Consider the following 21,958-nt stretch of genomic DNA (forward strand, 5'->3'; position numbering starts at 1 on the left):
TTAACGCGTGACTTTGGGGTGATTGAGCCCCGATGAAGGGCCGAGCCTGTTGAGGCTCGGCCCTTTTTGTTGGCGAAAACGTAGCCGCTTCGTAACGTGTCTTGACGCTGACGCTCAGGTTCTCGGTGGGATGATGGAGAAGTCGCGCGAATGACGTGCGTCGTGCATCGATCGAGGTAGAACTATGGCAATCGAAGCGAGTCGTCCGGCAACGGCCGCCCACGCCGTCATTGCAGACGCTACCGACCCAGCGCGCCGTAAGGATGTTTTATTCCGCAAGCGTCGCCCCGCCGGTGAAGAGATGAGTGCCTGGTGGCCCGTCGCCGCTTTCGTCTTTGTGACCATATCCGTGGTCTCTCTCCTTAGCTTCATCCCCGGATAAGTCCGCCTTCTCGGGCCCGCTGAGCCCTGTGTCGGCCCGTGGTTCCGGTGCCGGGCCGCGGTTCCGGTGCTGGCCCGCGGTTCCGGTGCTGTATCTGCAAAATGCATTGGCGATTGCAGAATGTCTTGCTCAGGTGTCACATCAGCCACTCTGGTCACACAATCCGTTGCATTTTGCTGATCCGAACAACGGTGAAGGGCACGGAACTCTCATCGGATTTAGCGCTGCTTGAGCGCACCCAGGATGGCGCCGAGCACCTCGGGCCGCTGGTGAATCACGAGCGCATAGTCAAAGCGGAGCGTGCGATAACCCGCCTGTGCCGCGCGTGCATCCCGGAGAAGGTCCTTGTGCCGTGACCGCGAATCGGCGTGGCCGAGTTCTCCGTCGACTTCCAGGATGAGCTCGTCTATGACGAAATCGACGCGGCCGACACCCGGAACCAAGACCTGAGTTCTCAAGGTAATTCCGACGGCGCGCAGACGGAGACGCAAGATCGATTCCAGACCGCTTTCCGCGTCGGGACGTGCGAAGTCGAGCAACACGCGCAGGCGGGTAGGGACGCGCGATCGAATCCAGGCACGATCGGATCGGGAGAGAAGACGTTGGAACCAGGCGGATTCGAACGCCGCAAAGAAGGCTTCGCTGCTGAGACACTGTGCGGCATGAACCAGCGCCTCACGGACGGGCATGAAGCCGAAGGGGCGACGGATCGGCGTGCGATGAGTTACACACGAGCATTCAGGATGTGGGTGGATTCGGCTCCCAACTGGCACGTGCACGTGGTTCTCTGGCCCGTCGTAGAGCACCCACACTCCATAGTGCCGCAACGCGGTGACGCACGTCGTGGTACCGCCATGCCTCGCTGCACTCGCCATACTGCTGTCGGCTTCGAACGCGAATAGTCCGCTCCTCAGTCTCACCAAGGTCCCTGTCTCGACGGCGCGGGAGAGATCGTGGCGGCTGACTCCTTGTGACAAGAGATCCCGCGCGTAGGCAATTCCCTGCGAGCGAGTGAGCGCGTGCCGAACATCCATAGCCATACGTTGCCGCTCGTGGTGGCGACGGGTCGGCGTCTGCGGCGTATTGGGGAGAAACGAACCCCTGGGTGGGCGATGTGGAGGAAGGGCGGTGCGCCGCTGATGTCTTGGCGGTGAACCGTGGGGGCTTCCTACGCCGCGGCGAGGCGGGCGATGGCGAGTTGCGCGAGGATTCCGGCGACGCGGTCGAGCACACTGTCGTCAAAAAGAACGTGCGGGGAGTGGTTGTAAGCAAGAGTCGCCGGATCTTCTTCCGGCGGCGAACACTTCACCATCATGAATGCGCCAGGAACCTCAGCGAGCACGAACGAGAAATCCTCCGAACCCATGATGCCGTGCGGCTTAATGGTGACGCTGTCTTCGCCGTACATCTGGTGAATCTGCTCGACGGCGAAAGCATGCTCGGAGTCATCATTGACGGTCGGAATGTACTGCGTCGTAAAGGTGACGTCGGCCTCGCAACCGTAGCCCCGTGCGATGCCTTCGGCGAGGTCAGTGATCATGCCGGGCAATGCCTCGAGAGTCTCCGCCGACATTGTGCGCACCGTCGCGCCCAGCGTCGCTTGTTCGGGGATGACATTGAGGGCGTCGCCGGCGCGAAGCTGGGTGACCGAGATCACGACGGGGTCGAACACATCGAATCGACGGGTCACCATCGATTGCAACGCGACGGTGATTTCAGCCAGCGGCAGCACGGGGTCAAGAGCCGTGTGCGGTTGCGAGCCGTGGCCACCGCTGCCTCGCACCGTGATTTCCAGCTCGCTCGATCCGGCAAGAATGGTGCCTGATTTGGTCTCGACTTGGCCGAGCGGACCAGGTCCAACGTGCAGCGCATAGGCGGCAATCGGGGTCTCGCCGGTTGCATTGAGCACGCCCTCGCGAAGCATCACACTCGCACCGTTGTAGCCCTCCTCACCCGGTTGGAACATGAAGATGACGGAACCATGAAGCTGGTCGCGGCGCGCGCTGAGTAGACGCGCGGCGCCGATCAGGCCGGTGGTGTGCAGGTCGTGTCCGCAGGCGTGCATATTGCCGTTGGTGGCGCGGTAGGGAAGGTCATTCACCTCGGTGACGGGCAGTCCGTCCATGTCGCCACGCAAAAGCACGGTCGGGCCGGGGTGTGCGCCGCGCAGCAGGGCGACGACGGAGGTGGTGTCGGTGCCGGTCGAGATCTCCAGCGGGAGTCCGTCGAGTTCACGAAGAACGACGGCTTGTGTTTGGGGGAGGGTAAGGCCGACCTCGGGAATCTGGTGCAGTTCGCGCCGGATCGCGACCAGCTCGGGCAGCAGCTCGCGGGCAGCAGTGACGATCTCAGCGGAAGACGATGACATGACGCTCCATTGCGTGTCGAGGCGAAGGTTCCTGATGTCTACACCTAACACGTGCTCTGGCCCGCATGAAGTCATGCTCTCGCTGGGTGAGACGGTGCCTACGCTGATCGCCTTCGTGCAACGCTCAGTGCGTCAGCCGGGAGGTAATGTCTGATCGCCGATCAACCCCGAGGTCAGTCATTTGCGCGACGGCGGATATCGTCGGCAAGGTCGGCCAGCCATAGCCCGTCAGCTTCTGCTTCGCGAGCGGGCACGTTGTCATGGACGAATTCGGCCTCTGCGATGCCGTCACGCGCCGGGGCCGTATCGTCGAGGTTTGCGAACTCTGCCGCCACCAGGGCGCGCGGCGTTTCCGATACTTCTGCCGGTGCTGGCATTTGCGCCAGCTTGGTCGCGTCGATGCCGGGAAACTTACGAGCAGTCACGAGAACGCGCGACTCTAACGAGCCCGCGAACTTGTTGTATGCGCCGACGGTGCGCTCGATGGCCTTGCGAAGATCATCAGCGTGACCGGCGAGCGCCCCCAAACGGTCGTACAACTGATTGCCCAACGCGAAGAGTTGGTGGGCTTCGGCCGAAACCTCGTCTTGCGTCCACGTGTAGGCAACCGACTTGAGAACCGCCCACAGACTCACGGGGGAGGCCAGCGCAACGCGTTGGCGGAAGGCATAGTCAAGCAACGTCGGGTCGCTATCGAGCGCAGCTGACAGCATCGCCTCGTTCGGTAAGAAGCAGATCACAAACTCGGGACTCGATTCGAGGCCCGTCCAGTATTGGCGCTTCGCCAAGGCATCGACGTGTGACTTCACCGCACGGGCGTGCTGCGTCAGCGCGGCCGCGCGTTCGGCGTCTGAATCACGCGCTGAAGCCTCTAGATAGGCGTCAAGCGGAGCCTTGGCGTCGAGCGCGATCGCCTTGCCGCCAGGCAACCGCACGATCATGTCAGGGCGCCCCGTCGCACCCGATTCCGTCGTGATACTCGTCTGCACATCAAAATCGACGTGATGCGTCAAACCAGCCGCCTCGACGACGCGCCGCAATTGCGTCTCTCCCCAGGTTCCGCGGGTCGTCGTCGAACGCAGAGCGCTCGCCAACGTGTTTGTCGCTTGGCGAAGCGACTCATCGTTGATCTGGGCCTGACGGAGTTGCTCACCCAGCTGCCCGAACTGCTCCTGCCTGTCGCGTTCCATCGACGCCATCGCCCGCTGCATGTTGTGCAGGGTCTCGGCGACGGGGCTCAGCGCGGTCAGGACGCGAGCCTCCTGACGCTCGCGCTCGCGGTGCGCCTCTTGCTCATCGCGAGCACGTTCGGTGTATTCGCGGTACGAAGCCTCGCGTTGCATCAGTTGCTCGCGTAGCGCCGTGACATTGGCCTCACTCGCCGACAGGCGCGTGAGCAGCACGGTGTCGTCTGCGGTGACTCGGCCTCGAGCAAACCAGCCCAGGGCCAGGCCGCCCGCAAGGGCCAGTACGACGAGGAGAACGGCGATCAACGGATCCATGACATCAGTGTGCCTGGGGCCTCCGACATTGGCGGTGTGCGGGGTGGGATGACCGACGAAAACTCAGCCGAGCACAAGCGACTCAGCGAGCGTCGCAACCTGAATCTGCCCCACGCGAACGCGGGTCTTAGCAGCCAACTCTCGAATATCTGAGGCCTCAACGCGACGCGCCGCATCGATCATGATGTGCGCCGAGGCGAGGGCATCGGCAGTTGCCTCATGGTGCGAGAAATCGGTAAAGCCAGCCGCGGCGGCAGCAAATGGCAGGCGGTACGACTCCAAATCGTAAACCTGCCGGGCCACCTGCACACTGCACACGTATTCATACGGCGGGCAGAGATCACCGGTCGCTTCGCAAGCGCGCCGAATAACGGCCATATCGAAGCCCGCGTTGTGCGCCACCATCACGTCATCGCCGGCGAAATCCTCGAGAAATTCGAGCTGGTCGCTCCACCCGATGGCGGTGGTGACGTCTTCAGCGTGGATGCCATGAATCTCGACGTTACGGGGGTGAAATTCCTCGTAAGGAGCAGGCGGTTGAATGAGCCATCCGGTCTGCTCGACGATCCTTCCCGCGCGCACGCGCACGAGGCCGACCGAGCATGCTGAAGCGTTGCTGGAGTTCGCCGTCTCGAAATCGATCGCGGTGAAATCCAATGACATGTGCTGACTCTTCTCTTGCAGCACGCCCCGTGGTTGCAGGCGCGCCGCGTTCCAGTTTATCCCGCGTCTGGCGAACTGGCCGCTGTCGGAGGCCAGTGCTACGTTCGCTGCATGGCCAGTCTTGAAGAAATGTCGACGTCGTTTGGGGTGGCGTCCGCCGCATACGATGCGGGGCGTCCGGAGTATCCTGCTGCCTCGGTCGAATTCTTACTTGCTCCACTCGATGGCGTGCCGACGGTGGCAGACGTCGGCGCCGGAACCGGCAAGCTGTTGCGCTCAATTCTGCGAGTTCGTGAGGCGGAAGCGGTCGCTGTTGACCCTGACGCCGCGATGCTCCTGAAACTTGACGAGCGCACGCCAGGGGTTGATACGAGAGTCGGAACCGCGGAGCACCTTCCGCTGGATGACGCAAGTGTCGACGCGGTGGTGTTGGGGCAGGCGTGGCATTGGGTTGACCCGGTGGCGGGCTCACGCGAGATTGGGCGGGTGCTCCGGCCGGGCGGTGTACTGGGCTTGATTTGGAACGTGCGCGACGAGCGTGTGGCGTGGGTGCACGACCTCACGCACATTCTGCATGCGTCGAGCGCTGAAGAGATGATTGCGGCGGGGGAGATTCGCGTCAATGATCCGTTCGGGGCGCTGGAAGAACACATGCTCGAGTGGAAACGCGAGATGAACCGCGCCGATTTGCAGGCCATGGTGCGCTCGCGTAGCTACTTCATCACCGCCGCCGAAGCTGACCAGAACCGGATGATTACGGAGGTGAACGCGCTCCTCGACCGACTCGGAGTCGTAGGGGAGCAGACCATTGCGATGCCCTATGTGACGAAAGCCTTCCGCGCAACGCGACCCTAGGTTCCGCTCTCGGCAGCACCCGAGGTTCCGCTCTCCGACGGGGTTAGCGGCAGAACTACGCGCGAAGCCACGTAGACTTGTTGCCCGTGGCTCTTACTATTGGAATCGTTGGCCTGCCCAACGTTGGCAAGTCGACTCTTTTCAATGCGCTGACGCGCAACAACGTGCTCGCGGCGAACTACCCGTTCGCGACGATCGAGCCCAACGTTGGTGTGGTGAACCTGCCCGACCCGCGTCTGCAGCAGCTCGCCGATGTGTTCGGTTCGGAGCGCATCCTGCCTGCCACCGTTTCGTTCGTTGACATCGCCGGCATCGTGCGTGGTGCCAGCGAGGGTGAGGGCCTGGGCAACCAGTTTCTTGCGAACATTCGTGAAGCCGACGCGATCGCACAGGTCGTGCGTGGCTTCACCGACAGCGATGTTGTGCACGTTGACGGTGAGGTCAACCCGCGCAACGACATGGAGACCATCAACGCAGAGCTGATGCTCGCCGACCTGCAGACGCTGGAGAAGGCGATCGTCCGCTACGAAAAAGAGGTCAAGCAGAAGAAAGCTTCGCCCGAGGTTCTTGAGGCGGCGAACGCAGCGAAAGATGCGCTGGAGCGTGGAACCCTTCTGTCGGGTAGCAAGATTGATGTCACCCCCATTCGTGAGCTGGGTCTGCTGACCGCCAAGCCGTACATTTACGTCTTCAACGTCGACGAGGCTATCCTCACCGACGACGCGAAGAAGGCAGAGCTCGCAGAACTCGTCGCGCCGGCGCAGGCTGTGTTCCTCGATGCGAAGATCGAGTCTGAGCTCATCGACCTTGACCCGGCCGACGCGCAGGAACTGCTCGAGGCGACCGGTCAGACCGAATCAGGTATGGATCAGCTGGCGCGCATTGGCTTTGACACTCTCGGCCTTCAGACGTACCTGACGGCTGGCCCGAAGGAAGCGCGCGCGTGGACGATTCCCCAGGGCGCGAAGGCTCCGCAGGCGGCCGGTGTTATTCACACCGACTTCGAAAAGGGCTTCATCAAGGCCGAGGTCATCTCGTTCGAAGACCTGATCGCGACCGGCTCTGTCGCCGAAGCCCGAGCCAAGGGCAAGGCTCGCCTCGAAGGCAAGGACTACATCATGCGCGACGGTGACGTCGTCGAATTTAGATTTAATGTCTAATAAGGGCCTCTGACCAGGGATTTTATCTTCTCGGCCTCCGGTTGGGTTCGATGGACAGGTCCCGCTTTACCTTCAGGTGCTAAGCGTTTGTCCCGCTGACCTGGGACTTTGATCGGTCTCTGCGGAGCTCTCGCAGAGGCCGATTCTCGTTGTCGCGTTGCGGTAGCGTCTCTGGCGAGTGGCTTCGGCTGGGCAGTTCTGCGGCGGGTTCAAGTTGTTCGACCCGCGATCTCGCGGAAGGTGCGCTGACTCAAAAATCTGTCTGACTCATAAGTCGGTTATCCAACAACGCTTTGGTTCACTGGGGCAGGTCTCGTTCCGCCAGAGTGCGAGTGATTTCGTCCCGCTAGCAGCTCGCTCCCATGAGCCGCTGGTGGCGGTGCGATAGGTATTCTGGGGTGTGTGTCCCTTGGTCGTTCTTTTCGTGTCCTGTGGGGAGCGAACGCTGCGTCGAACCTGGCTGACGGTTTAGCGTTCGTCTCGATCCCGCTGCTGGCAACCTCACTTACGGACGATCCGCGCTGGATCGCCGGGCTTTCGACGCTCTACGCGCTCGTCCGGTTGCTCGTGGCTCTGCCGATCGGCGTATGGGTCGATCGTGTGGACCGCCGTTTAATCCTGATCGTCGCAAATATTCTGCGGGGAGTTGCCGTTCTCGCCCTTGCGATCTGCGTGCACCTGGACATCGGAGGTCTTGTCCTCCTCTACGCCGCTTACGCGGTCATCGGCACGCTCGAGAGCGCAGCTGATAACGCCGCGGTCTCTCTCGTTCCCGGCCTTGTCCAGAAGGGCAAGCTGGACACGGCAAATGGTCGGATCTCGGCCGCGCAACTCATAGCCGACGAATTCGCTGGTCCGCCACTCGGCGGGTTCCTCTTTGCGATCGCTGCAGCTGCCCCCGTCTACGCAATGGGCGGGCTTTGGGCAGCTGCGGGGTTGATCGCGCTTGCACTACCCGTGCATCGGGGCAGACCATCTGAGGCGGTTGCGCCCAGGGCGCGCGCCTCGGTATGGCGAGAAGCCGTGGCGGGAGCAACGTGGCTCGCGCACCACCGCCTCGTCGGGGGATTGGCATTGATTGGAGCCTTGGCGAGCATCGGCTACATGCTTCCGTTCTCCATCCTCGTCATTTTCGCTCAGGAGCAGCTGGGGGTCGATGGCGTTGGGTACGGGCTCATCCTGGCCGTGTCCGCGCTCGGTGGGCTCGTCGGCTCCTTCGCGACAGCTCGTATCCGTTCGCGGATCGGCTACCGCTGGACGATCGTTGCAAGTTTGCTCACCGGGGCCGCCTCATTGCTGGCCCTCGCTGTAACTGGCAATGCAGTGGTTGCCTCGGTGCTACTGGCGATCTATATTCTCCACGCCGTGGTGTGGGGGATCTGTGCGACGTCGCTTCGCCAGCGTCTCGTGCCAGATGCGCTCCTCGGGCGGGTCAATGCCGCGTCGCGCGTCCTTGGGTTGATCGGCCTTGCCCTTGGATCATTAATCGGCGGGCTTCTCGCTGGCGTGCATCTCGCGTTGCCCGTGGCGATGGGTGGTGCGGTGTTCGTGATCTGCGCCGGCTTTGCTCTCGCCGTCGTCCGGACCATCGATACCGACTGAACCGTATGGTTGTGCGTGGTGTGGTCTAGCGCGCGGAGGCTTCTCTGCCGCCGCTGCGAAACCGGTGCAATCAGAGGTTGCTATTTGCGGTGACGTCGTGGAGTTTAGATTCTCGAACTGAACCTTTGGCGCATGCCGCATTCCATCGGCGGCATCCTTCTCTCCAATGAGCGCTCAAAAGGGGCTCTCGCGGAGGCTTGGCGGGCCGTGAGGTGGTGGAGTTTAAGATTAACGTCTGACAGTCCCTTTGTTGAACGGCGGTACACGAGTGGCCCCCAGCCGGTCGAAACGTATTCATTTTCCTCTTGCGAGAAAACACTGGGCGATCATCGCTGCCACGGCGATGCTGGTGGTCGGCGGGTGCGCGATGTACCTGTCTTGGGGTGCGTGGGGCGTGTTCGTGGCCTGTAGCGCTCTGACGTTGGTGGGCTCGACGGCCCCGGCGTTGATGCTCCTTCCGCGGTCTGCGGTGACGAGAATGTTGGTCATGCAGGTGGCGTCTTGTGCGCTGTGGTTCATGCTCATCGGATGGGGGCTGGTCGCCCTGTTGTACCCCGCGTACACCGTCGGTTGGAGATTTCCGGGTAGAGGCGGCGGTGGCATGCGCGTGGAAGATGAGGCCGATGCATGGTGGATAGGTTGGTCCGTGCTCGGCATGGGGGTCGCCTGCGCGGCGTTGATCATCACAGTCGAGATACTCCCTCGCATCCGCCGAGCACGAGCGGAGCGGTGACTTCGAGAACGTCGTGGTCTGCCTCCTGCTGTCCGTCGAGCGTGCAGCCTTGGTATCAGCTCGAGGTGACCTTGTAGATCCAGAGGTTGGTTTGTGCGGCGACGTGGTTGAGTTTAGGTTTGCGCTTTAGTGTCTGAACAGGTGAGCATGCGTCAGCGTATTTCCGCTGGGTCTTAAACCTCCTGCATCGTTCAGAGCCATGAAGCTTGCTCGATTTTGCTCAACTAACCGTAGATAAGCAGTAGTTGCAGGCTCGTGGCGAGCACCGCGAGTGCGACGAGCCGGGCTTGGTTCGTGGAAGACTGAGCGCCATGCCTTTAGACGATGAGCTCGACCGGATCTTCGCCACCAGAGACCGGGATAACATGCAGCCGACCATCGATGCGTTGCTTCCGCTCTACGCGTCCAACCCGGGGAACGCGCGTGTGCTCTACGAGTTAGGCGGGGCATATGACACTGATGGCCAGGAAGAAGTAGCCCGGGGTTTCTACGAACGTTCGCTCGCTGCTGGATTGGAGGGTGACCTGCTCCGCCGCTGCTACGTGCAGTACGGCTCAACCCTGAGGAACGTGGGCGAATACGAGAAGTCCCGTGAGATCTTCTCAACTGCCCGGAGCCGGTTCCCAGACTCACCTTCGCTGGGCGCTTTTGAGGCAATCACGCTCCATGCCGCAGGCGACCTAGATGAGGCCATCGCGACGCTGCTGGACGTACTGGTGGAGTTCGTCCGCACACCGGACATTGAACGGTACAAACCTGCGATCAGCGGGAACGCGGCCTATATCCGCTCGCTGGATGAAAAGAGTTAGACGTTCCTGCTTAGTTCCAAGGGTGAGTTCCCCGTATTGGTAGAGCATTGTTTGCGGTGCTAATGCAACATCTAGCCGAGATTGTTGGCGCAGTTGCCAGACGTGCTATTCAAAGGTTGGTATGTGCGGCGACGCGGTGGAGTTCCGCTTTAACGTGTGATCCTGTTCCGTGTCACCGTTGTCCGACGATGGGACCTGACGGCAGCTCTTCTGCATACTCTGTGAGGGCCATTCGGTAGCCATCGAGTGTCGGAATGAGTGCGAGCAACGCCGTTGGTAAGGCGTCGCCGTGCCGACCCGCGTCGAACAACGCCAGAGCGAGGAATGCCTGCCGTGCGTCGTCGTCCACGCCACTGGGGGACTCCACTTCGAGGATCGAAACGGCTTCGTCCACAGCTCCGATGTGGCGTGGCGAGCTGGCTAGCTGGATATGCACGCTGATGCACACAGTTCAGTGACCGCGTAAGTCCCAGTCTTCGTGCCATTCAGACGGAGCGCTGCCCCACATGAGCACTACGAAGCGATGCGGTTGACTCGCTTCTGCGAGAAAGTCTGACATGCGGCCGATGGCGTGGAGCTGGGTCGAGTCGCCTTGCTCCACATCGATGGTGGTTGGGTACTCGGAGGTTCGAGACTCACCAAGACTGTGCGCCTGGTCGGCGTAATACGACGTGAGCTCTGCAGCAGACAGATCGCTCTCGATGATTAGTACCCCGAGGTATTGCATGCCGTTTCCATTGCCCACGAGCTTGCCGGCGCTTGAGTAGGAATCGACCAACTGCGTGTCTGCGGGGAGCGGAAGAGCGACCAGATCGTTCTCCACCGATTCCGCGATTGCATCGTTCTGCGTTGCAACCACAACTTGGCTGACAAAAGGGACAGCGAGGAGAGCGGCGATCACCACCACCCCAATTAGCCATCCGCGGAGCTTGTGCCGACGGGGCGCGCGAGAGCGTGGAGCGGACATGCCCGCGAGTCTAGCCCCAGCAGCATGCCACCTCCGTGTCGCAGTAGCCGAGGTTCCGCTCTCCAGGGCCTCGCCCACCGCCCGGTCACACGGCGAAGTTGAAGCGAATGTCTTTCGGCATGATGTGGATGGCTGTGAACGCGGGCGTTCCGACGATGTGGTGCACAACATCGGCCGGCACAATGAAGGTGTCGCCGGGCTGGAGGTCGTGAACGCCATCAGGCAGGGTGATCGTGCACGAGCCGGTCAGCATGACGAGTGCTGACTCGAGCGAAGCAGTGTGCCGCGGAAACTCAGTGCCGTCAGTGCCCTCCATCCGCTTGCTCATAAGTGTCGAGCCGAAACGTAGATCAACGGTCTTGCGCATGTCTTCTCCTCCGGTGATAGACCCACCGTGCCGCAGGATTCCGCTGTTCGCAAGCGGGCGCGGTCGGCGCGTGGCATGGATGTGGGAAACCAGGCCGGGACGACGCGATGATCGACCGCGTCCGCGCAGCCTGAGCGGAATACTCCAAATGCCGGTACGAGGGCGACGCGCGCCTCGAACATGAGTGGCTCGCTGGTGTAAAGGCGCACGGAATCGAAGCAATCGAGGCAGCGGCGGCTCCCCACAAGCACGTCAAATAGCCGTTCCGAGTTACCCCTGGCCCCGGCAAAGTAGGCTCGCCGAGTGGATATGACGAGCGGAACCATGACCGTGCGCTTCGGAGGAACGTCTGGAGCCGAGGCGCGGCTGCAACTGCAGCTTGCTGGCGTACAACTCAACGAACACGCAGAACTCCTTATGCGACAGGGGGCCTTCGACGCGCCGAATGAACGCTCAATCGTGGTGGTTGAGCGCTCCGTTGCTGAGCTCGGCCTCGCCGATGGCGGCACACTTCGCGAGGTCTTCGCGATAGCCGACGACCTCGGCCTTGCGCTGGTGCCGATCGAAGCAGCACCGTGGATCCGCCTTGCGACTTTCGCGCAACAGAATGCACCCGATTCTGAACTCTCCGCGCATTGCGCGCCCACGGGTTCCGTCACCATCGCCTCGGCACCGCTCACCGATGACGCGGAGTTTCCGAAGGGCTTTTACCTCCGGGTGGTCGATGACGTGGCGTGGCTGCGCGGATACCGGTGCGACGACACCTACGTGTTCGGCCCCGAGCAGGTATTCCTCTTTGCGAAACCGTCCGCAACCCCCTGAAGACGAGCGGAGAGAGACCTCGCCTTGGATCACCGACAACGCGCAGTCTCGTAGCATGGGCATATGTCCACAGCTGTCGAGTTGATCCGGGCCGCCCCGCTCGGTACGCGAATGACGGTGCGCACCCGGATTCCGGGTGGGTACACAGATGCGCTTGGATACCTCCGCAAGCGAGGCGACGATGGCTGCGTGATCGAGACACGTCGGGGCATGGTTGAGATCGCTTTTGACGACGTGCATCTCGCTAAAGCCGTCCCGCCACCGCCGCCGCGTCGCGCGCCGCGGATCGAGAGAGCGGAACCATGACTTCCGTCACGCTGCGCACACTGGCGCCTGCCGATGCGGAAACACGACAGATGAAGCGCGCCTGAGATGCCCCGAGCAAAAACTCAGTAGACGCGGCGAACTTCCTGGGGCCAGCCGCACGCTTCGGCGATTTTTCCTCCCCACATTTTTGCCGTCTCATCGTCTGCGACGTCGATGATCGTCAGCCCACCGATCCGCGCGTCCGGGGAGGTGAACGGCCCGTCGGTGACGACCAGTTCGCCGCTCGTGGCGTCGGCGCTGTATGCGCTCGCCATGTCTTCATCAACACCGGCTGCGAAAACGTAGGCGCCGGCGGCCTTGATCTCATCGACGACGGCGTTGGCGAGCGGCCCACGCGAGATAAACCACTCCTCGGAGTGATCGCCAACCCAGGTCTGGTTGAAATAGATGATGTACTGCGTCATGGTGCTCCTCATTGAACAAGCCGTGTCGGCACAAAAACTACGCCGGTGCCGACAATACGCCCAAAATCGTCGGCCATGGGTGGCCATTCGGGCTGCGTGAGAACGCCAGGGGCCAGCGGGATACCCTGAGACAGTGACGAACGCGCGCCCGGACTCTTCAGAATGAAACGACGTTTTTCGCGTCGTCGCATTTCGCCGCAAGAGACCACAGTCGCAGCGATCCTCGCCGCACTGATTTTTCTTGTGGCCTTCAATCTGCGTCCAGCGTTGACCTCAGTGGGCCCGTTGCTCCCACGAATCGGCGCTGATCTCGCGGTCAATGAAGGCGTGCTGGGGCTCCTCGGCGCCCTACCCCTCCTGGCATTTGCGACGGTGTCGCCGTTCGTGCACTACCCGGCCCGCCGGTTCGGTTTGGAACGCACGCTCCTGGTAGCGCTTTTCCTTCTTGCCGTCGGCATTCTCATCCGTTCTTTCGCGGGTACGGCAGGCCTGTGGATCGGAACCATCGTTATTGGTTCCGCGATCGCCGTCGGCAACGTCGTGGTTCCGACGATCGTTAAGCGCGACTACCCGCGCCATATCTCTCTCGCCACCGGCATCTACTCGGCATGTATCGCCGTGACCGCATCGACAGCATCGGCGATCGCGGTGCCAACCTCACTGGGCTGGGGCTGGCGCGGAGCTCTCGCGCTCTGGGCGGTGCCGGCCGTGCTCGTCGCGATGTTGTGGATCGCGCGGGCGCGCACCGATGTTCCGCTCGCCGCACCCAGCAACACGAACCTGCACGCGCGCGGAAACGTGTGGACGCAGGGTATGGCGTGGCTGGTTGCTGCCTTCATGGGCTTGCAGTCGCTGACGTTCTACTTCATGATCACGTGGCTACCGACGATCGAAACGGCCAACGGCGTGCCGCCAGCGCAAGCGGGTTTTCACCTTTTCCTGTATCAAATCGTCGGCATCGTGGCGGGGCTCGCGATCCCGCGGCTGATGCGCCGCCCTGACAGCCAGGTCGCGGCCGCCGTCACCGTCACAGTGCCGACGCTCGTCGGCGTCGCGGGCTTCCTCCTACTACCCGAGCTGGGTGTCGTGTGGGCGATCGTGATGGGGCTGGGATCGGGGGCGAGCCTCGTAGTCGCCCTCACCCTGATGAGCCTGCGCGGGCGCACGCAACACGAAACGACGCAGCTATCTGGCATGGCGCAAAGCGTCGGGTATCTGCTCGCCGCGGGTGGCCCCGCCGTTGCCGGTATCCTCGCCGAAGCAACAGGGGCCTGGCATGCGCCGCTCATCATGCTCGGCGTCTTCGGCACGCTGCAGCTGATCGTTGCCATCTTTGTTGGCAGACCCCCACGCCCATAATCTCCTCGGCATCACCGTCATGCTCGCGCAAGATATTCGCGTCTAACGTCGGGACGGAACCACGACAGCGGGCACAGGCTGCATGCATTGTGAAGACGTACAGTTGAAGGGTGTCCCGTCATTCTGCAGCCAGCTCACCCGTACCCGTCGAACTTTCTCCCGAGCGCCGGCTGGCCGCCGCCGTTGAGCGCTATGGACAGCGCGATGTGGTGACGCTCGCGCTGTCGCTACTCGCTGGTAACCATGAGAGCGAAGAGTTCTTGCTCTACGTTGGCGGTGCGCATGCGCAGGGCATTCTTGACGGTGCCCCGGTGCTGTACTGGCCCGAACTCTGGGGTGCTCGCGCCCTGCTGCACGTCTGGGACGACTCGGTTATTGATGACAGCGCTCGGGCGTTGATGATCGGTGCGCTCAGCAACTCGGCGTGGCGCGTGCGCGAGATGGCCGCGCGTCTTGTCGCGGCTCGTAACCTTGCGGCCACCACCAAGCTTGTGGCGCTGCTCGGCGACGAGGTTCCACGTGTGCGGGCCGCCGCCGCCACCGCACTCAGCACCCTAGGTTCCGCTGACCACATCGACGCCCTGCGCGCACTTCTCAAAGACCCCGAAATCGAGGTGCGCCGCGCGACGCAGCGCAGTCTGGATGCACTGCGCAAGCGCACCGCGAAGAACTGACCAGCTAATCGTGGGCTGAGGGGCGTCGCCGCTGAGCCTTCGTCTCGCCGCGCTGATGCTTTTCGGCCAGCCGTCGACGACGGGAACCATGAGTTGGCCGTGTCGCACGGCGTGAAACTTCGGGAACCAGCGCTTCGCGAAGGGAGTCTGCCAGACGTGTGCGGGCGGCGACGCGGTTTTGGCGCTGCGAGCGATGCTCTTCAGCGCTGATCGTGAGCACCGTGCCCGACAGCCGCGGCTGCAGCTGGCGTAACACCCGAGCACGCTGCGTCTCATCCAACGCTGTCGTGGTTCCGATGTCGAAGCTCAGCTGCACCCGAGAGTCGGTGGTGTTCACGCCCTGACCGCCGGGCCCGGAAGATCGCGAAAAGCGCTCATCCAGCTCGTGCGCGGCAATCGTGAGACCGCGCGGCGCACCGGGGCCGGGAAGTACTCGCAGATCATCCACCCGTCTATTCTCACGTAGTCCGGCTGGCGGCGCGCTCGATGGCAGGATTGAATGATGACCGCAACACTCGTCGCCCGGGGTATCGCCGGTGGCCATGGCCACCGCACGCTATTTACTGATCTCGATCTCACCGTCTCGCCGGGCGATGTTGTGGGAGTCGTCGGCGTGAACGGCGCAGGAAAATCAACGCTATTGCGCCTGCTTGCCGGTGTTGCCGAGCCGCAAGCCGGAACCGTTTCGCTGGCACCAGCAGACGCATTCGTCGGCTGGCTCCCGCAGGAGCATGAGCGCGTGGCCGGTGAGACCGTCGAGGCGTATATCGGCCGGCGCACCGGATGTGCGGCGGCGACCGCGGAGATGGATGCGGCGGCCGCAGCGCTCGCCGACCCCGCGCTTGCGATCGACGGTATTGACCCCGCCGATGCGTACTCGAACGCGCTCGAGCGGTGGCTTGCCAGCGGGGCGGCTGACCTTGAAGAGCGCATTCCTGCCGTGCTCGCTGAACTGGGGCTGTCGTTCGGTGATGCCGGTGCTGGTGCTGCGCTGATGACGTCGCTGTCCGGCGGTCAAGCCGCTCGAGTCGGGCTGGCAGCACTCTTACTGTCGCGGTTCGACGTTGTGCTGCTGGATGAGCCGACAAACGACCTTGACCTCGATGGCCTCGAACGGCTCGAAGCGTTTGTGCAGGGGCTGCGTGGTGGCGTGGTGTTGGTCAGTCACGACCGTGAGTTTCTCGCGCGGTGCGTGACGCGCGTGCTCGAACTTGACCTCGCGCAAAACTCCAACCGCATCTACGGCGGCGGCTACGACTCCTATCTGGAAGAGCGGGCCACCCTGCGCCGTCATGCCCGCGAAAAGTACGACGAGTTCGCGGACAAGAAGGCCGACCTCGTTTCGCGCGCCCGGGTGCAACGCGAATGGTCAAGTCAGGGTGTGCGCAACGCGATGAAGAAGGCGCCAGACAGTGACAAGCTGCGCCGCAAAGCATCGACCGAGTCCAGCGAAAAGCAGGCACAGAAGGTGCGGCAAATGGAGAGCCGCATCGCGCGGCTCGACGAGGTCGACGAGCCGCGAAAGGAATGGCAACTGCAGTTTGAAATCGCCGCAGCGCCGCGCTCTGGTTCCGTTGTCTCCACCCTCAACGAAGCCGTCATCCAGCAGGGCTCTTTCGTGCTCGGCCCCGTCTCACTGCAGGTGAATGGTGGCGATCGCATCGGCATCACCGGGCCAAACGGCGCCGGAAAGTCGACGCTTCTGCGCATGCTCCTTGGGCACCGCGCGCCCGACGCCGGTAGCGCAGCCCTGGGTTCCAACGTTCAGATTGGCGAGATCGATCAGGCGCGGTCGTTGCTAGTCGGCCCGGAACCATTGGCCACGGTTTTTGAAGGACTCGTCCCCGAGATGGCGGCAGACGAAGTGCGCACGCTGCTGGCAAAGTTCGGTCTGAAGGCCGATCACGTCACGCGGCCCGTTGACGGGCTTTCACCGGGGGAGCGCACCCGTGCGGGGCTTGCTCTATTGCAAGCGCGCGGCGTCAACCTACTCGTGCTCGATGAGCCCACGAACCACCTTGATCTGGCCGCAATTGAGCAGTTGGAGACGGCCCTCGAGTCATACGACGGCACGCTTCTGCTGGTGACGCACGACCGCCGCATGCTCGACACCGTGCGCACGAACCGCCGATGGCGCGTTGAAGCGGGGCGCGTCACTGAGTGGTGACCGGTGCCTTCGTGGTTCCGCTGGCCGCCGTCTGGCACGCTCATCCCGTCTCACGGATCAGCCGGGGGCAAGCGACTGCGACGCCCTGAGCGGGCGGCGTGACTATGCTGGGGGCATGTTCGCGCAGTATCGGTTTGCGATGGTCTGGGCCATCCCCGTCGGCGCCTTGATTGGCATCCTGGGCGCACTATTGATCGTTATCTTCAGCTTCGTTGCCGGCAATACCGCCCAGCTGAGCTGGACAGCGTGGGGGTTCGCCACGGTGATGTATGCCGCCATCGGTGCCGTCATCGCGCTCGCGGGGTTGCTGGGAGGACTGCTCACCGTCTGGCTTGCTGATCGACGATCGCAGGATGCGCCCCGGGTGTGGGTCTATGGTGGCAGCCTCGGAGCAACCGGCGGTGTGCTTGTGCTGTTTCTGCTCATCGGCGGCATCGGCGGTATCGGCGCATCAACATGGTGGGGTCTGCTGTCGTTTCTGTTGATGCCCGGGATCATCGCCGCGATTGTGACGTGTGTCGCCGCGACGATCCTGCTCGATAAGTGCCGTGCTCGCTTTGCCGCTGTCGCCGCCGACACGGCGCAAGAAGCCGCCGCCTGACGGTCTTGGCGGACGATCCGCGCGACTACGCTGGGGGCATGGGGTGGAAGCGGTACGGATTCGCAGTCGTGTGGGCGTTACCGCTGGGGATCGCGGGCGGTATCGGCATCGCCGTGGCGATGTTTCTGGTCGGTAACCGAGACCCTCAAGCAGCCAACACAGCCACAGAATTCTGGGCGATGCTGGGCCTCGGCGCGCTTGCCGGCTGTGCACTCGTACTCGCAGCCCTGATCGGCGGCACAGTTCTCGTGCTCATCGGCGACCGAAACCGACACCGCAAGCATGAGCTGGAAGTATGGGTAACCGGCGGAACCATGGGTGCGGTTGCCGGTGTCATCGTCCTGTGGCTGGCTCTCGCCATCGTGAACCGATTGACCTCGCAAGAAGACATCGCATCGCTGTTCTTCTACGTGATCTTTGCGGCATTCACCGCAGGACTCGTCGGGTACGGGGCGAATGTGCTGTTGAAAATGAGTCAGGCGCGACTCGTTCCCAAGACTCCAATCCGGCAAAAACGTCCGCGAACGCAGTTTCCTGGCCGAGGATTCCCGCAGTAGCTAAACCATCGTGATGACGATCTTGCCTGCGGTGCGGCCCGTCTCGCCCAGTCGGTGCGCGTCGGCAAGGTGCTCAAGCGGGAAAGTCGCGGCAATCGTCGCGCGCAATTTTCCGGCATCGACGAGTTCAGCAATCGAGACGAGATTGCTGCGTGACGAATCCACCAGCATCCGCACCGCGCGCACGCCGAGCTCATCGGCATCGCGGTAGAAATCGTCGGAACCAAGAGGCACGATCGAGACAACGATGCCACCGGGGCGGAGGGTGCGCAGCGAACGCAACCCGATCTCGCCGCCGAGAGTGTCAAGCACGACATCGATATCGTGCGCGAGCTCAGCAAAGTCTTGCGTTTGATAGTCGATCGTTTCGTCAGCACCCAAACTGCGCAAGAAATCGTGCTTTGCCGCACTCGCGGTTCCGATCACGTACGCACCCCGCGCCTTCGCGATCTGCACGGCAACGTGGCCCACGCCACCAGCCGCCGCATGAATCAGCACGCGCTGCCCGGGCTGAACATCTGCATATTCGACGAGTGCTTGCCACGCGGTCAGAGAAACGAGGGGAAGGGCGCCCGCCTGCACATGATCGACAGACGCGGGCTTCGTGACAAACAAGCGCGCAGGAGCCGATACATAATCGGCGTGCGAACCATGCCCGTACGGGTATGGCAACATTGCGATGACCTCATCGCCGACGGTAAATCGGGCAACACCAACGCCGACGGCTTCCACGACGCCTGAGACATCCCACCCCAGCGTGAAAGGCGGGTCTTCGACAAAACGCTTCGCCGCACGGTGCTTGAAGTCCGTTGGATTGAGACCCGCAGCATGAACCCGCACGAGAATCTCGTTGGGTCGCGGCTCGGGGCGCGCGACAGTAATGATCTCGAGAACCTCGGGACCACCAAGCGAATGCTGAATCGAAGTGCGCATGGTTGCAGGCGTAGGCATACTCCTACTTTGGCACGATCACAACGGGTCGGGCGAGTGCCGCTCAACGTATGGTGGTCAATCCCGGATGCGTTCGTGCTCGCGCTCCGCATACGGGTAGGGTGGCGCCGTGAACGTCTTCCTGACCCGCATACTGTTCGCCGTGACGGTGATCGTGCTCGTCGGGTGCGGGATCTGGCTGTACGTCGGGGTTCGCAGCGAGGCTGAGGGGATGAGCGTTCCGTTAGCCGCCGTCGGCATGCTGTGTGCTTACGTCTTCGGTCTGTTGCTGGTGTTTTTTGGATGGCGCTACGGCGAGGCGGTGGCCGACGAGGAACGGGTGTTGTTGCGCCCCGCGCTCGCCCCGCCCCGCGTCATTCCGCTGGTCGATATTCGCACCGTCACGTACTTTCGCAATCTCCTGTTGCCTTCGCGGGGCGGGGGGACGGGCGCACACCGGATCGTCCTTCACCTCAACAATGGCGCGAACGTGTTCATCTCACCGCATGGCTCTGCCGTCGCCGATCAGCTCCGAGGTCACGGCGTCGATGTCGAGGTGGTGGCTGACCCCATCACTCCTGCCCGCGCTCGTGCCCGCGTTCCTGGTTCCGCTGGCTTTGTCGAGTCTCTCAGCTGGCCGGTATTTGTGGGCGTCGGAATCGTGCTGCCCATCGCCGTCGTGACGTGGGTGTTCGTCACACGGTGACGCCGGCGGCTTGCTCGAGTCCCATAATTTCCCGGCTCATCGTGCTGGCAACCGCGTGTCAACCAGGCCAGACTGGACGCAGAGCCGGACGCTGAGGAGTCGTAGTGCGCATTGTGAAGTCGTATCCGTGGGTCATCGCGACACTTGTGGCGCTGGTGGCGACGCTGGTTCTCGAGTGGATAGACGCAAGTAGCGCCGCACGCTGGGTCGCCACGATTTTCGCTGTTGCGGTCATCGCGCGGGTGTCTGTCGGCATGGTGAAAGACCTGTTGCGCGGCCACTGGGGCATCGACATCCTCGCGCTGACGGCAATCGTTTCGACCATTCTCGTGGGGGAATATATTGCCGCGCTCATCGTGTGCCTTATGCTCACCGGCGGTGAAGCGCTCGAAGATTACGCCTCCAACCGCGCCAAGCGCAGCCTCTCGGCGCTCCTCGAACGTGCCCCGCAAGTCGCGCACGTGGTGGATGCGACGGGGAACGCCCGCGATATTCCGCTCGACGAGGTCGCGATTGGGGATCGCCTGTTGGTGCGCCCTGCGGAAGTGGTACCGGTTGACGGAACCATGACAGCTGGCGCAGGCGAGAGTAACCAGCGCGCCGACTTTGACGAGTCTTCCCTCACCGGTGAATCACTTCCGGTGACGAAGGGTGTCGGCGACAGCATCATGTCTGGCTCTCTCAACGGCCAGCGAGCTGTCATCATCGAGGCCACTGCAACTGCGCAAGACTCGCAATATGCACGCATCCTCGATCTCGTGCGCGAAGCCTCCGAGTCGCGCGCCCCGATGGTGCGTCTCGCTGACCGTTATGCGGTTCCGTTCACCGCCGTTGCTCTGCTGATCGCGGGCATCGCGTGGTGGGTATCTGGCGACCCGGTTCGGTTTGCCGAGGTGTTGGTTGTTGCCACCCCGTGCCCGCTCTTGATCGCTGCGCCCGTGGCTTTCCTTGGCGGCATGTCGCGAGCCGCAAAGGCGGGGGTCATCGTGAAATCGGGCGGAACCTTGGAGACACTGGCGAACATCAAGACCGCGGGCTTCGACAAGACCGGAACCCTGACGTACGGTCGCCCAGAGCTGCTGCGCATCCAGCCCGCTCACGCCGGCATATCGAGCGATGATTTGCTGCAGCTCGCGGCATCTGCCGAGCAGTACTCCGTGCACGTGCTGGCGGAATCGATCAAGGTAGAGGCGCTCAAGCGCGGCTTCTCATTGACGACGGCGGCGGATGCCAAAGAGGAAGCCACGAATGGCGTCACCGCACATCTTGAAGACAAACTCGTGATCGTCGGCAAGCGTGCTTACGTTGCCGAACACACCACGGGCGTGACGACCGCTGAGCTGTCGCCGGGGGAGTCGGCCGTCTATGTCGGTATCGACGGGGCGTTTGCTGGCACCCTGATTTTGTCTGACAAGCTGCGCGAGAACGCTGGCGCGACCCTGGACGCCTTGACGCGATGGGGCGTCGAGCGCCGCATGATGCTGACCGGCGACGCTGCCGCGACGGCGACGTACATCGCTCACCAGGCGGGCATCGACGAAGTCCACGCCGATCTGTTGCCGGCCGACAAGGTGCGACTGCTCATGGATGCTCAGCCCAAACCGGTCCTTATGGTTGGTGATGGTGTGAACGACGCGCCGGTCTTGGCCTCAGCAGACGTCGGGATCGCGATGGGTGCGCGCGGCGCAACGGCGGCATCGGAGACGGCCGACGTTGTCATTCTGAAGGATGACATTTCGCAGGTGGTCACCGCTGTCGCGGTCGGTCATCGCACGATGCGCGTCGCTAAAGAGTCGATTTGGGCCGGCATCGTTTTGTCAGTTGTCCTGATGCTGGTCGCGGCTTTCGGTGTGATTCCCGCCGTGATCGGCGCGCTGCTGCAGGAGGTCGTCGATGTGGTGTCGATCCTCAACTCGCTACGCGCGATGCGCCCAGGATCCAAAGAGCCGAAAGTTGTCCCTGCGGCAGCCGCGCCCGCCGTGCTCAGCGCTCGTGGCGTGTAA

The 21,958-nt window shown here is 62.7% G+C and carries 25 protein-coding genes and 1 pseudogene; 14 read left to right on the forward strand and 12 right to left on the reverse strand.

Annotated elements, in window-relative coordinates; genetic code table 11:
* Window positions 1-184: 184 nt before the first annotated feature.
* Window positions 185-382, forward strand: a complete 198-nt coding sequence (locus KTJ77_RS04020; protein ID WP_217337202.1) for a UDP-N-acetylmuramyl pentapeptide phosphotransferase — start codon at window positions 185-187, stop codon at window positions 380-382.
* 218 nt (window positions 383-600) lie between these two features.
* Here KTJ77_RS04020 and KTJ77_RS13370 read toward each other — a convergent pair whose 3' ends face one another.
* The 5 genes and pseudogenes from KTJ77_RS13370 to KTJ77_RS04040 form a co-directional block, all read right to left on the reverse strand.
* On the reverse strand, window positions 601-1,071 hold the full coding sequence (locus tag KTJ77_RS13370) for an endonuclease domain-containing protein (protein ID WP_254367360.1): 471 nt from the start codon (window positions 1,069-1,071) through the stop codon (window positions 601-603).
* Between the two features lie 213 nt (window positions 1,072-1,284).
* Window positions 1,285-1,422 (reverse strand): annotated as a pseudogene (locus KTJ77_RS13675) (type IV toxin-antitoxin system AbiEi family antitoxin domain-containing protein); the annotation flags it as partial.
* Window positions 1,423-1,550: 128 nt separating this feature from the next.
* Window positions 1,551-2,750, reverse strand: coding sequence for a M20 family metallopeptidase (locus KTJ77_RS04030; protein ID WP_217337204.1), 1,200 nt, complete (start codon window positions 2,748-2,750; stop codon window positions 1,551-1,553).
* A 173-nt stretch (window positions 2,751-2,923) separates the two neighbouring features.
* On the reverse strand, window positions 2,924-4,252 hold the full coding sequence (locus KTJ77_RS04035) for a DNA recombination protein RmuC (RefSeq protein ID WP_217337205.1): 1,329 nt from the start codon (window positions 4,250-4,252) through the stop codon (window positions 2,924-2,926).
* Window positions 4,253-4,315: 63 nt separating this feature from the next.
* A complete protein-coding gene (locus KTJ77_RS04040; RefSeq protein ID WP_217337206.1) occupies window positions 4,316-4,915 on the reverse strand; it encodes a 3'-5' exonuclease in 600 nt (199 codons plus the stop codon).
* Window positions 4,916-5,026: 111 nt separating this feature from the next.
* Between KTJ77_RS04040 and KTJ77_RS04045 the strand changes: the two genes are divergently transcribed.
* From KTJ77_RS04045 to KTJ77_RS04055, 3 genes are all read left to right on the forward strand, one after another.
* Window positions 5,027-5,770: a class I SAM-dependent methyltransferase gene (locus tag KTJ77_RS04045; RefSeq protein ID WP_217337207.1), complete on the forward strand. Its 744-nt coding sequence runs from the start codon at window positions 5,027-5,029 to the stop codon at window positions 5,768-5,770.
* A gap of 86 nt (window positions 5,771-5,856) precedes the next feature.
* Window positions 5,857-6,930: a redox-regulated ATPase YchF gene (gene ychF, locus KTJ77_RS04050; protein ID WP_217337208.1), complete on the forward strand. Its 1,074-nt coding sequence runs from the start codon at window positions 5,857-5,859 to the stop codon at window positions 6,928-6,930.
* A gap of 402 nt (window positions 6,931-7,332) precedes the next feature.
* Window positions 7,333-8,532 carry an MFS transporter gene (locus KTJ77_RS04055; protein ID WP_217337209.1) on the forward strand — a complete coding sequence of 400 codons (1,200 nt, stop codon included), beginning with the start codon at window positions 7,333-7,335 and terminating at the stop codon, window positions 8,530-8,532.
* A 294-nt stretch (window positions 8,533-8,826) separates the two neighbouring features.
* Here KTJ77_RS04055 and KTJ77_RS04060 read toward each other — a convergent pair whose 3' ends face one another.
* Window positions 8,827-9,021 (reverse strand): hypothetical protein, encoded by a 195-nt coding sequence (locus KTJ77_RS04060; RefSeq protein WP_217337210.1) that lies wholly within the window; start codon window positions 9,019-9,021, stop codon window positions 8,827-8,829.
* Window positions 9,022-9,576: 555 nt separating this feature from the next.
* Between KTJ77_RS04060 and KTJ77_RS04065 the strand changes: the two genes are divergently transcribed.
* Window positions 9,577-10,074 carry a tetratricopeptide repeat protein gene (locus KTJ77_RS04065; protein ID WP_217337211.1) on the forward strand — a complete coding sequence of 166 codons (498 nt, stop codon included), beginning with the start codon at window positions 9,577-9,579 and terminating at the stop codon, window positions 10,072-10,074.
* Between the two features lie 172 nt (window positions 10,075-10,246).
* Here KTJ77_RS04065 and KTJ77_RS04070 read toward each other — a convergent pair whose 3' ends face one another.
* The 3 genes from KTJ77_RS04070 to KTJ77_RS04080 form a co-directional block, all read right to left on the reverse strand.
* Window positions 10,247-10,522: a tetratricopeptide repeat protein gene (locus KTJ77_RS04070; RefSeq protein ID WP_217337212.1), complete on the reverse strand. Its 276-nt coding sequence runs from the start codon at window positions 10,520-10,522 to the stop codon at window positions 10,247-10,249.
* Window positions 10,523-10,525: 3 nt separating this feature from the next.
* Window positions 10,526-11,041 carry a hypothetical protein gene (locus KTJ77_RS04075; RefSeq protein ID WP_217337213.1) on the reverse strand — a complete coding sequence of 172 codons (516 nt, stop codon included), beginning with the start codon at window positions 11,039-11,041 and terminating at the stop codon, window positions 10,526-10,528.
* Window positions 11,042-11,126: 85 nt separating this feature from the next.
* Window positions 11,127-11,408, reverse strand: a complete 282-nt coding sequence (locus tag KTJ77_RS04080) for a cupin domain-containing protein (protein WP_217337214.1) — start codon at window positions 11,406-11,408, stop codon at window positions 11,127-11,129.
* Between the two features lie 303 nt (window positions 11,409-11,711).
* On the opposite strand from KTJ77_RS04080, the gene KTJ77_RS04085 reads away from it, so the two are divergent.
* Window positions 11,712-12,230, forward strand: a complete 519-nt coding sequence (locus tag KTJ77_RS04085) for a hypothetical protein (protein ID WP_217337215.1) — start codon at window positions 11,712-11,714, stop codon at window positions 12,228-12,230.
* Between the two features lie 63 nt (window positions 12,231-12,293).
* The gene (locus tag KTJ77_RS04090; protein WP_254367362.1) at window positions 12,294-12,536 is read left to right on the forward strand and encodes a hypothetical protein; all 243 of its coding nucleotides are present in this window, start codon (window positions 12,294-12,296) and stop codon (window positions 12,534-12,536) included.
* A gap of 83 nt (window positions 12,537-12,619) precedes the next feature.
* Here the strand turns inward: KTJ77_RS04090 and KTJ77_RS04095 are convergent, their stop codons facing one another.
* Entirely contained in the window at window positions 12,620-12,961 is a 342-nt protein-coding gene (locus KTJ77_RS04095; RefSeq protein WP_217337216.1) for a YciI family protein, read from the reverse strand.
* Between the two features lie 162 nt (window positions 12,962-13,123).
* Between KTJ77_RS04095 and KTJ77_RS04100 the strand changes: the two genes are divergently transcribed.
* Complete coding sequence (locus KTJ77_RS04100) at window positions 13,124-14,320, forward strand: MFS transporter (protein WP_217337217.1); 1,197 nt, start codon at window positions 13,124-13,126, stop codon at window positions 14,318-14,320.
* A 110-nt stretch (window positions 14,321-14,430) separates the two neighbouring features.
* On the forward strand, window positions 14,431-14,994 hold the full coding sequence (locus KTJ77_RS04105) for a HEAT repeat domain-containing protein (RefSeq protein ID WP_367948821.1): 564 nt from the start codon (window positions 14,431-14,433) through the stop codon (window positions 14,992-14,994).
* A 4-nt stretch (window positions 14,995-14,998) separates the two neighbouring features.
* Here the strand turns inward: KTJ77_RS04105 and arfB are convergent, their stop codons facing one another.
* Entirely contained in the window at window positions 14,999-15,442 is a 444-nt protein-coding gene (arfB, locus tag KTJ77_RS04110) for an alternative ribosome rescue aminoacyl-tRNA hydrolase ArfB (RefSeq protein WP_217337218.1), read from the reverse strand.
* Between the two features lie 54 nt (window positions 15,443-15,496).
* Here arfB and KTJ77_RS04115 point away from each other — a divergent pair, with 54 nt between their 5' ends.
* The 3 genes from KTJ77_RS04115 to KTJ77_RS04125 all read left to right on the forward strand — a co-directional run bounded on the left by KTJ77_RS04115 (window position 15,497) and on the right by KTJ77_RS04125 (window position 18,319).
* Complete coding sequence (locus tag KTJ77_RS04115; protein ID WP_217337219.1) at window positions 15,497-17,161, forward strand: ABC-F family ATP-binding cassette domain-containing protein; 1,665 nt, start codon at window positions 15,497-15,499, stop codon at window positions 17,159-17,161.
* A 115-nt stretch (window positions 17,162-17,276) separates the two neighbouring features.
* A complete protein-coding gene (locus KTJ77_RS04120) occupies window positions 17,277-17,762 on the forward strand; it encodes a hypothetical protein (RefSeq protein WP_217337220.1) in 486 nt (161 codons plus the stop codon).
* Window positions 17,763-17,800: 38 nt separating this feature from the next.
* Window positions 17,801-18,319, forward strand: a complete 519-nt coding sequence (locus KTJ77_RS04125) for a hypothetical protein (protein ID WP_217337221.1) — start codon at window positions 17,801-17,803, stop codon at window positions 18,317-18,319.
* On the opposite strand, the gene KTJ77_RS13570 is transcribed toward KTJ77_RS04125, so the two are convergent.
* Window positions 18,320-19,270: an NADP-dependent oxidoreductase gene (locus KTJ77_RS13570; protein ID WP_217337222.1), complete on the reverse strand. Its 951-nt coding sequence runs from the start codon at window positions 19,268-19,270 to the stop codon at window positions 18,320-18,322.
* A gap of 109 nt (window positions 19,271-19,379) precedes the next feature.
* Between KTJ77_RS13570 and KTJ77_RS04135 the strand changes: the two genes are divergently transcribed.
* Both KTJ77_RS04135 and KTJ77_RS04140 read left to right on the forward strand, forming a co-directional pair.
* The gene (locus tag KTJ77_RS04135) at window positions 19,380-19,955 is read left to right on the forward strand and encodes a hypothetical protein (RefSeq protein WP_217337223.1); all 576 of its coding nucleotides are present in this window, start codon (window positions 19,380-19,382) and stop codon (window positions 19,953-19,955) included.
* Between the two features lie 104 nt (window positions 19,956-20,059).
* Entirely contained in the window at window positions 20,060-21,958 is a 1,899-nt protein-coding gene (locus KTJ77_RS04140) for a heavy metal translocating P-type ATPase (protein ID WP_367948822.1), read from the forward strand.

Source organism: Microbacterium sp. NC79, from assembly GCF_019061125.1.
Lineage (GTDB): Bacteria > Actinomycetota > Actinomycetes > Actinomycetales > Microbacteriaceae > Microbacterium.

What these genes read in the sequence shown, in the direction of transcription:
- KTJ77_RS04020 (WP_217337202.1), top strand. Translation starts at nt 185, where the DNA reads ATGGCAATCGAAGCGAGTCGTCCGGCAACGGCCGCCCACGCCGTCATT.
- KTJ77_RS13370 (WP_254367360.1), bottom strand. Translation starts at nt 1,071, where the DNA reads ATGCCCGTCCGTGAGGCGCTGGTTCATGCCGCACAGTGTCTCAGCAGC.
- KTJ77_RS04030 (WP_217337204.1), bottom strand. Translation starts at nt 2,750, where the DNA reads ATGTCATCGTCTTCCGCTGAGATCGTCACTGCTGCCCGCGAGCTGCTG.
- KTJ77_RS04035 (WP_217337205.1), bottom strand. Translation starts at nt 4,252, where the DNA reads ATGGATCCGTTGATCGCCGTTCTCCTCGTCGTACTGGCCCTTGCGGGC.
- KTJ77_RS04040 (WP_217337206.1), bottom strand. Translation starts at nt 4,915, where the DNA reads ATGTCATTGGATTTCACCGCGATCGATTTCGAGACGGCGAACTCCAGC.
- KTJ77_RS04045 (WP_217337207.1), top strand. Translation starts at nt 5,027, where the DNA reads ATGGCCAGTCTTGAAGAAATGTCGACGTCGTTTGGGGTGGCGTCCGCC.
- KTJ77_RS04060 (WP_217337210.1), bottom strand. Translation starts at nt 9,021, where the DNA reads ATGACCAACATTCTCGTCACCGCAGACCGCGGAAGGAGCATCAACGCC.
- KTJ77_RS04065 (WP_217337211.1), top strand. Translation starts at nt 9,577, where the DNA reads ATGCCTTTAGACGATGAGCTCGACCGGATCTTCGCCACCAGAGACCGG.
- KTJ77_RS04075 (WP_217337213.1), bottom strand. Translation starts at nt 11,041, where the DNA reads ATGTCCGCTCCACGCTCTCGCGCGCCCCGTCGGCACAAGCTCCGCGGA.
- KTJ77_RS04080 (WP_217337214.1), bottom strand. Translation starts at nt 11,408, where the DNA reads ATGCGCAAGACCGTTGATCTACGTTTCGGCTCGACACTTATGAGCAAG.
- KTJ77_RS04090 (WP_254367362.1), top strand. Translation starts at nt 12,294, where the DNA reads ATGTCCACAGCTGTCGAGTTGATCCGGGCCGCCCCGCTCGGTACGCGA.
- KTJ77_RS04095 (WP_217337216.1), bottom strand. Translation starts at nt 12,961, where the DNA reads ATGACGCAGTACATCATCTATTTCAACCAGACCTGGGTTGGCGATCAC.
- KTJ77_RS04100 (WP_217337217.1), top strand. Translation starts at nt 13,124, where the DNA reads ATGAAACGACGTTTTTCGCGTCGTCGCATTTCGCCGCAAGAGACCACA.
- KTJ77_RS04115 (WP_217337219.1), top strand. Translation starts at nt 15,497, where the DNA reads ATGACCGCAACACTCGTCGCCCGGGGTATCGCCGGTGGCCATGGCCAC.
- KTJ77_RS04120 (WP_217337220.1), top strand. Translation starts at nt 17,277, where the DNA reads ATGTTCGCGCAGTATCGGTTTGCGATGGTCTGGGCCATCCCCGTCGGC.
- KTJ77_RS04125 (WP_217337221.1), top strand. Translation starts at nt 17,801, where the DNA reads ATGGGGTGGAAGCGGTACGGATTCGCAGTCGTGTGGGCGTTACCGCTG.
- KTJ77_RS13570 (WP_217337222.1), bottom strand. Translation starts at nt 19,270, where the DNA reads ATGCCTACGCCTGCAACCATGCGCACTTCGATTCAGCATTCGCTTGGT.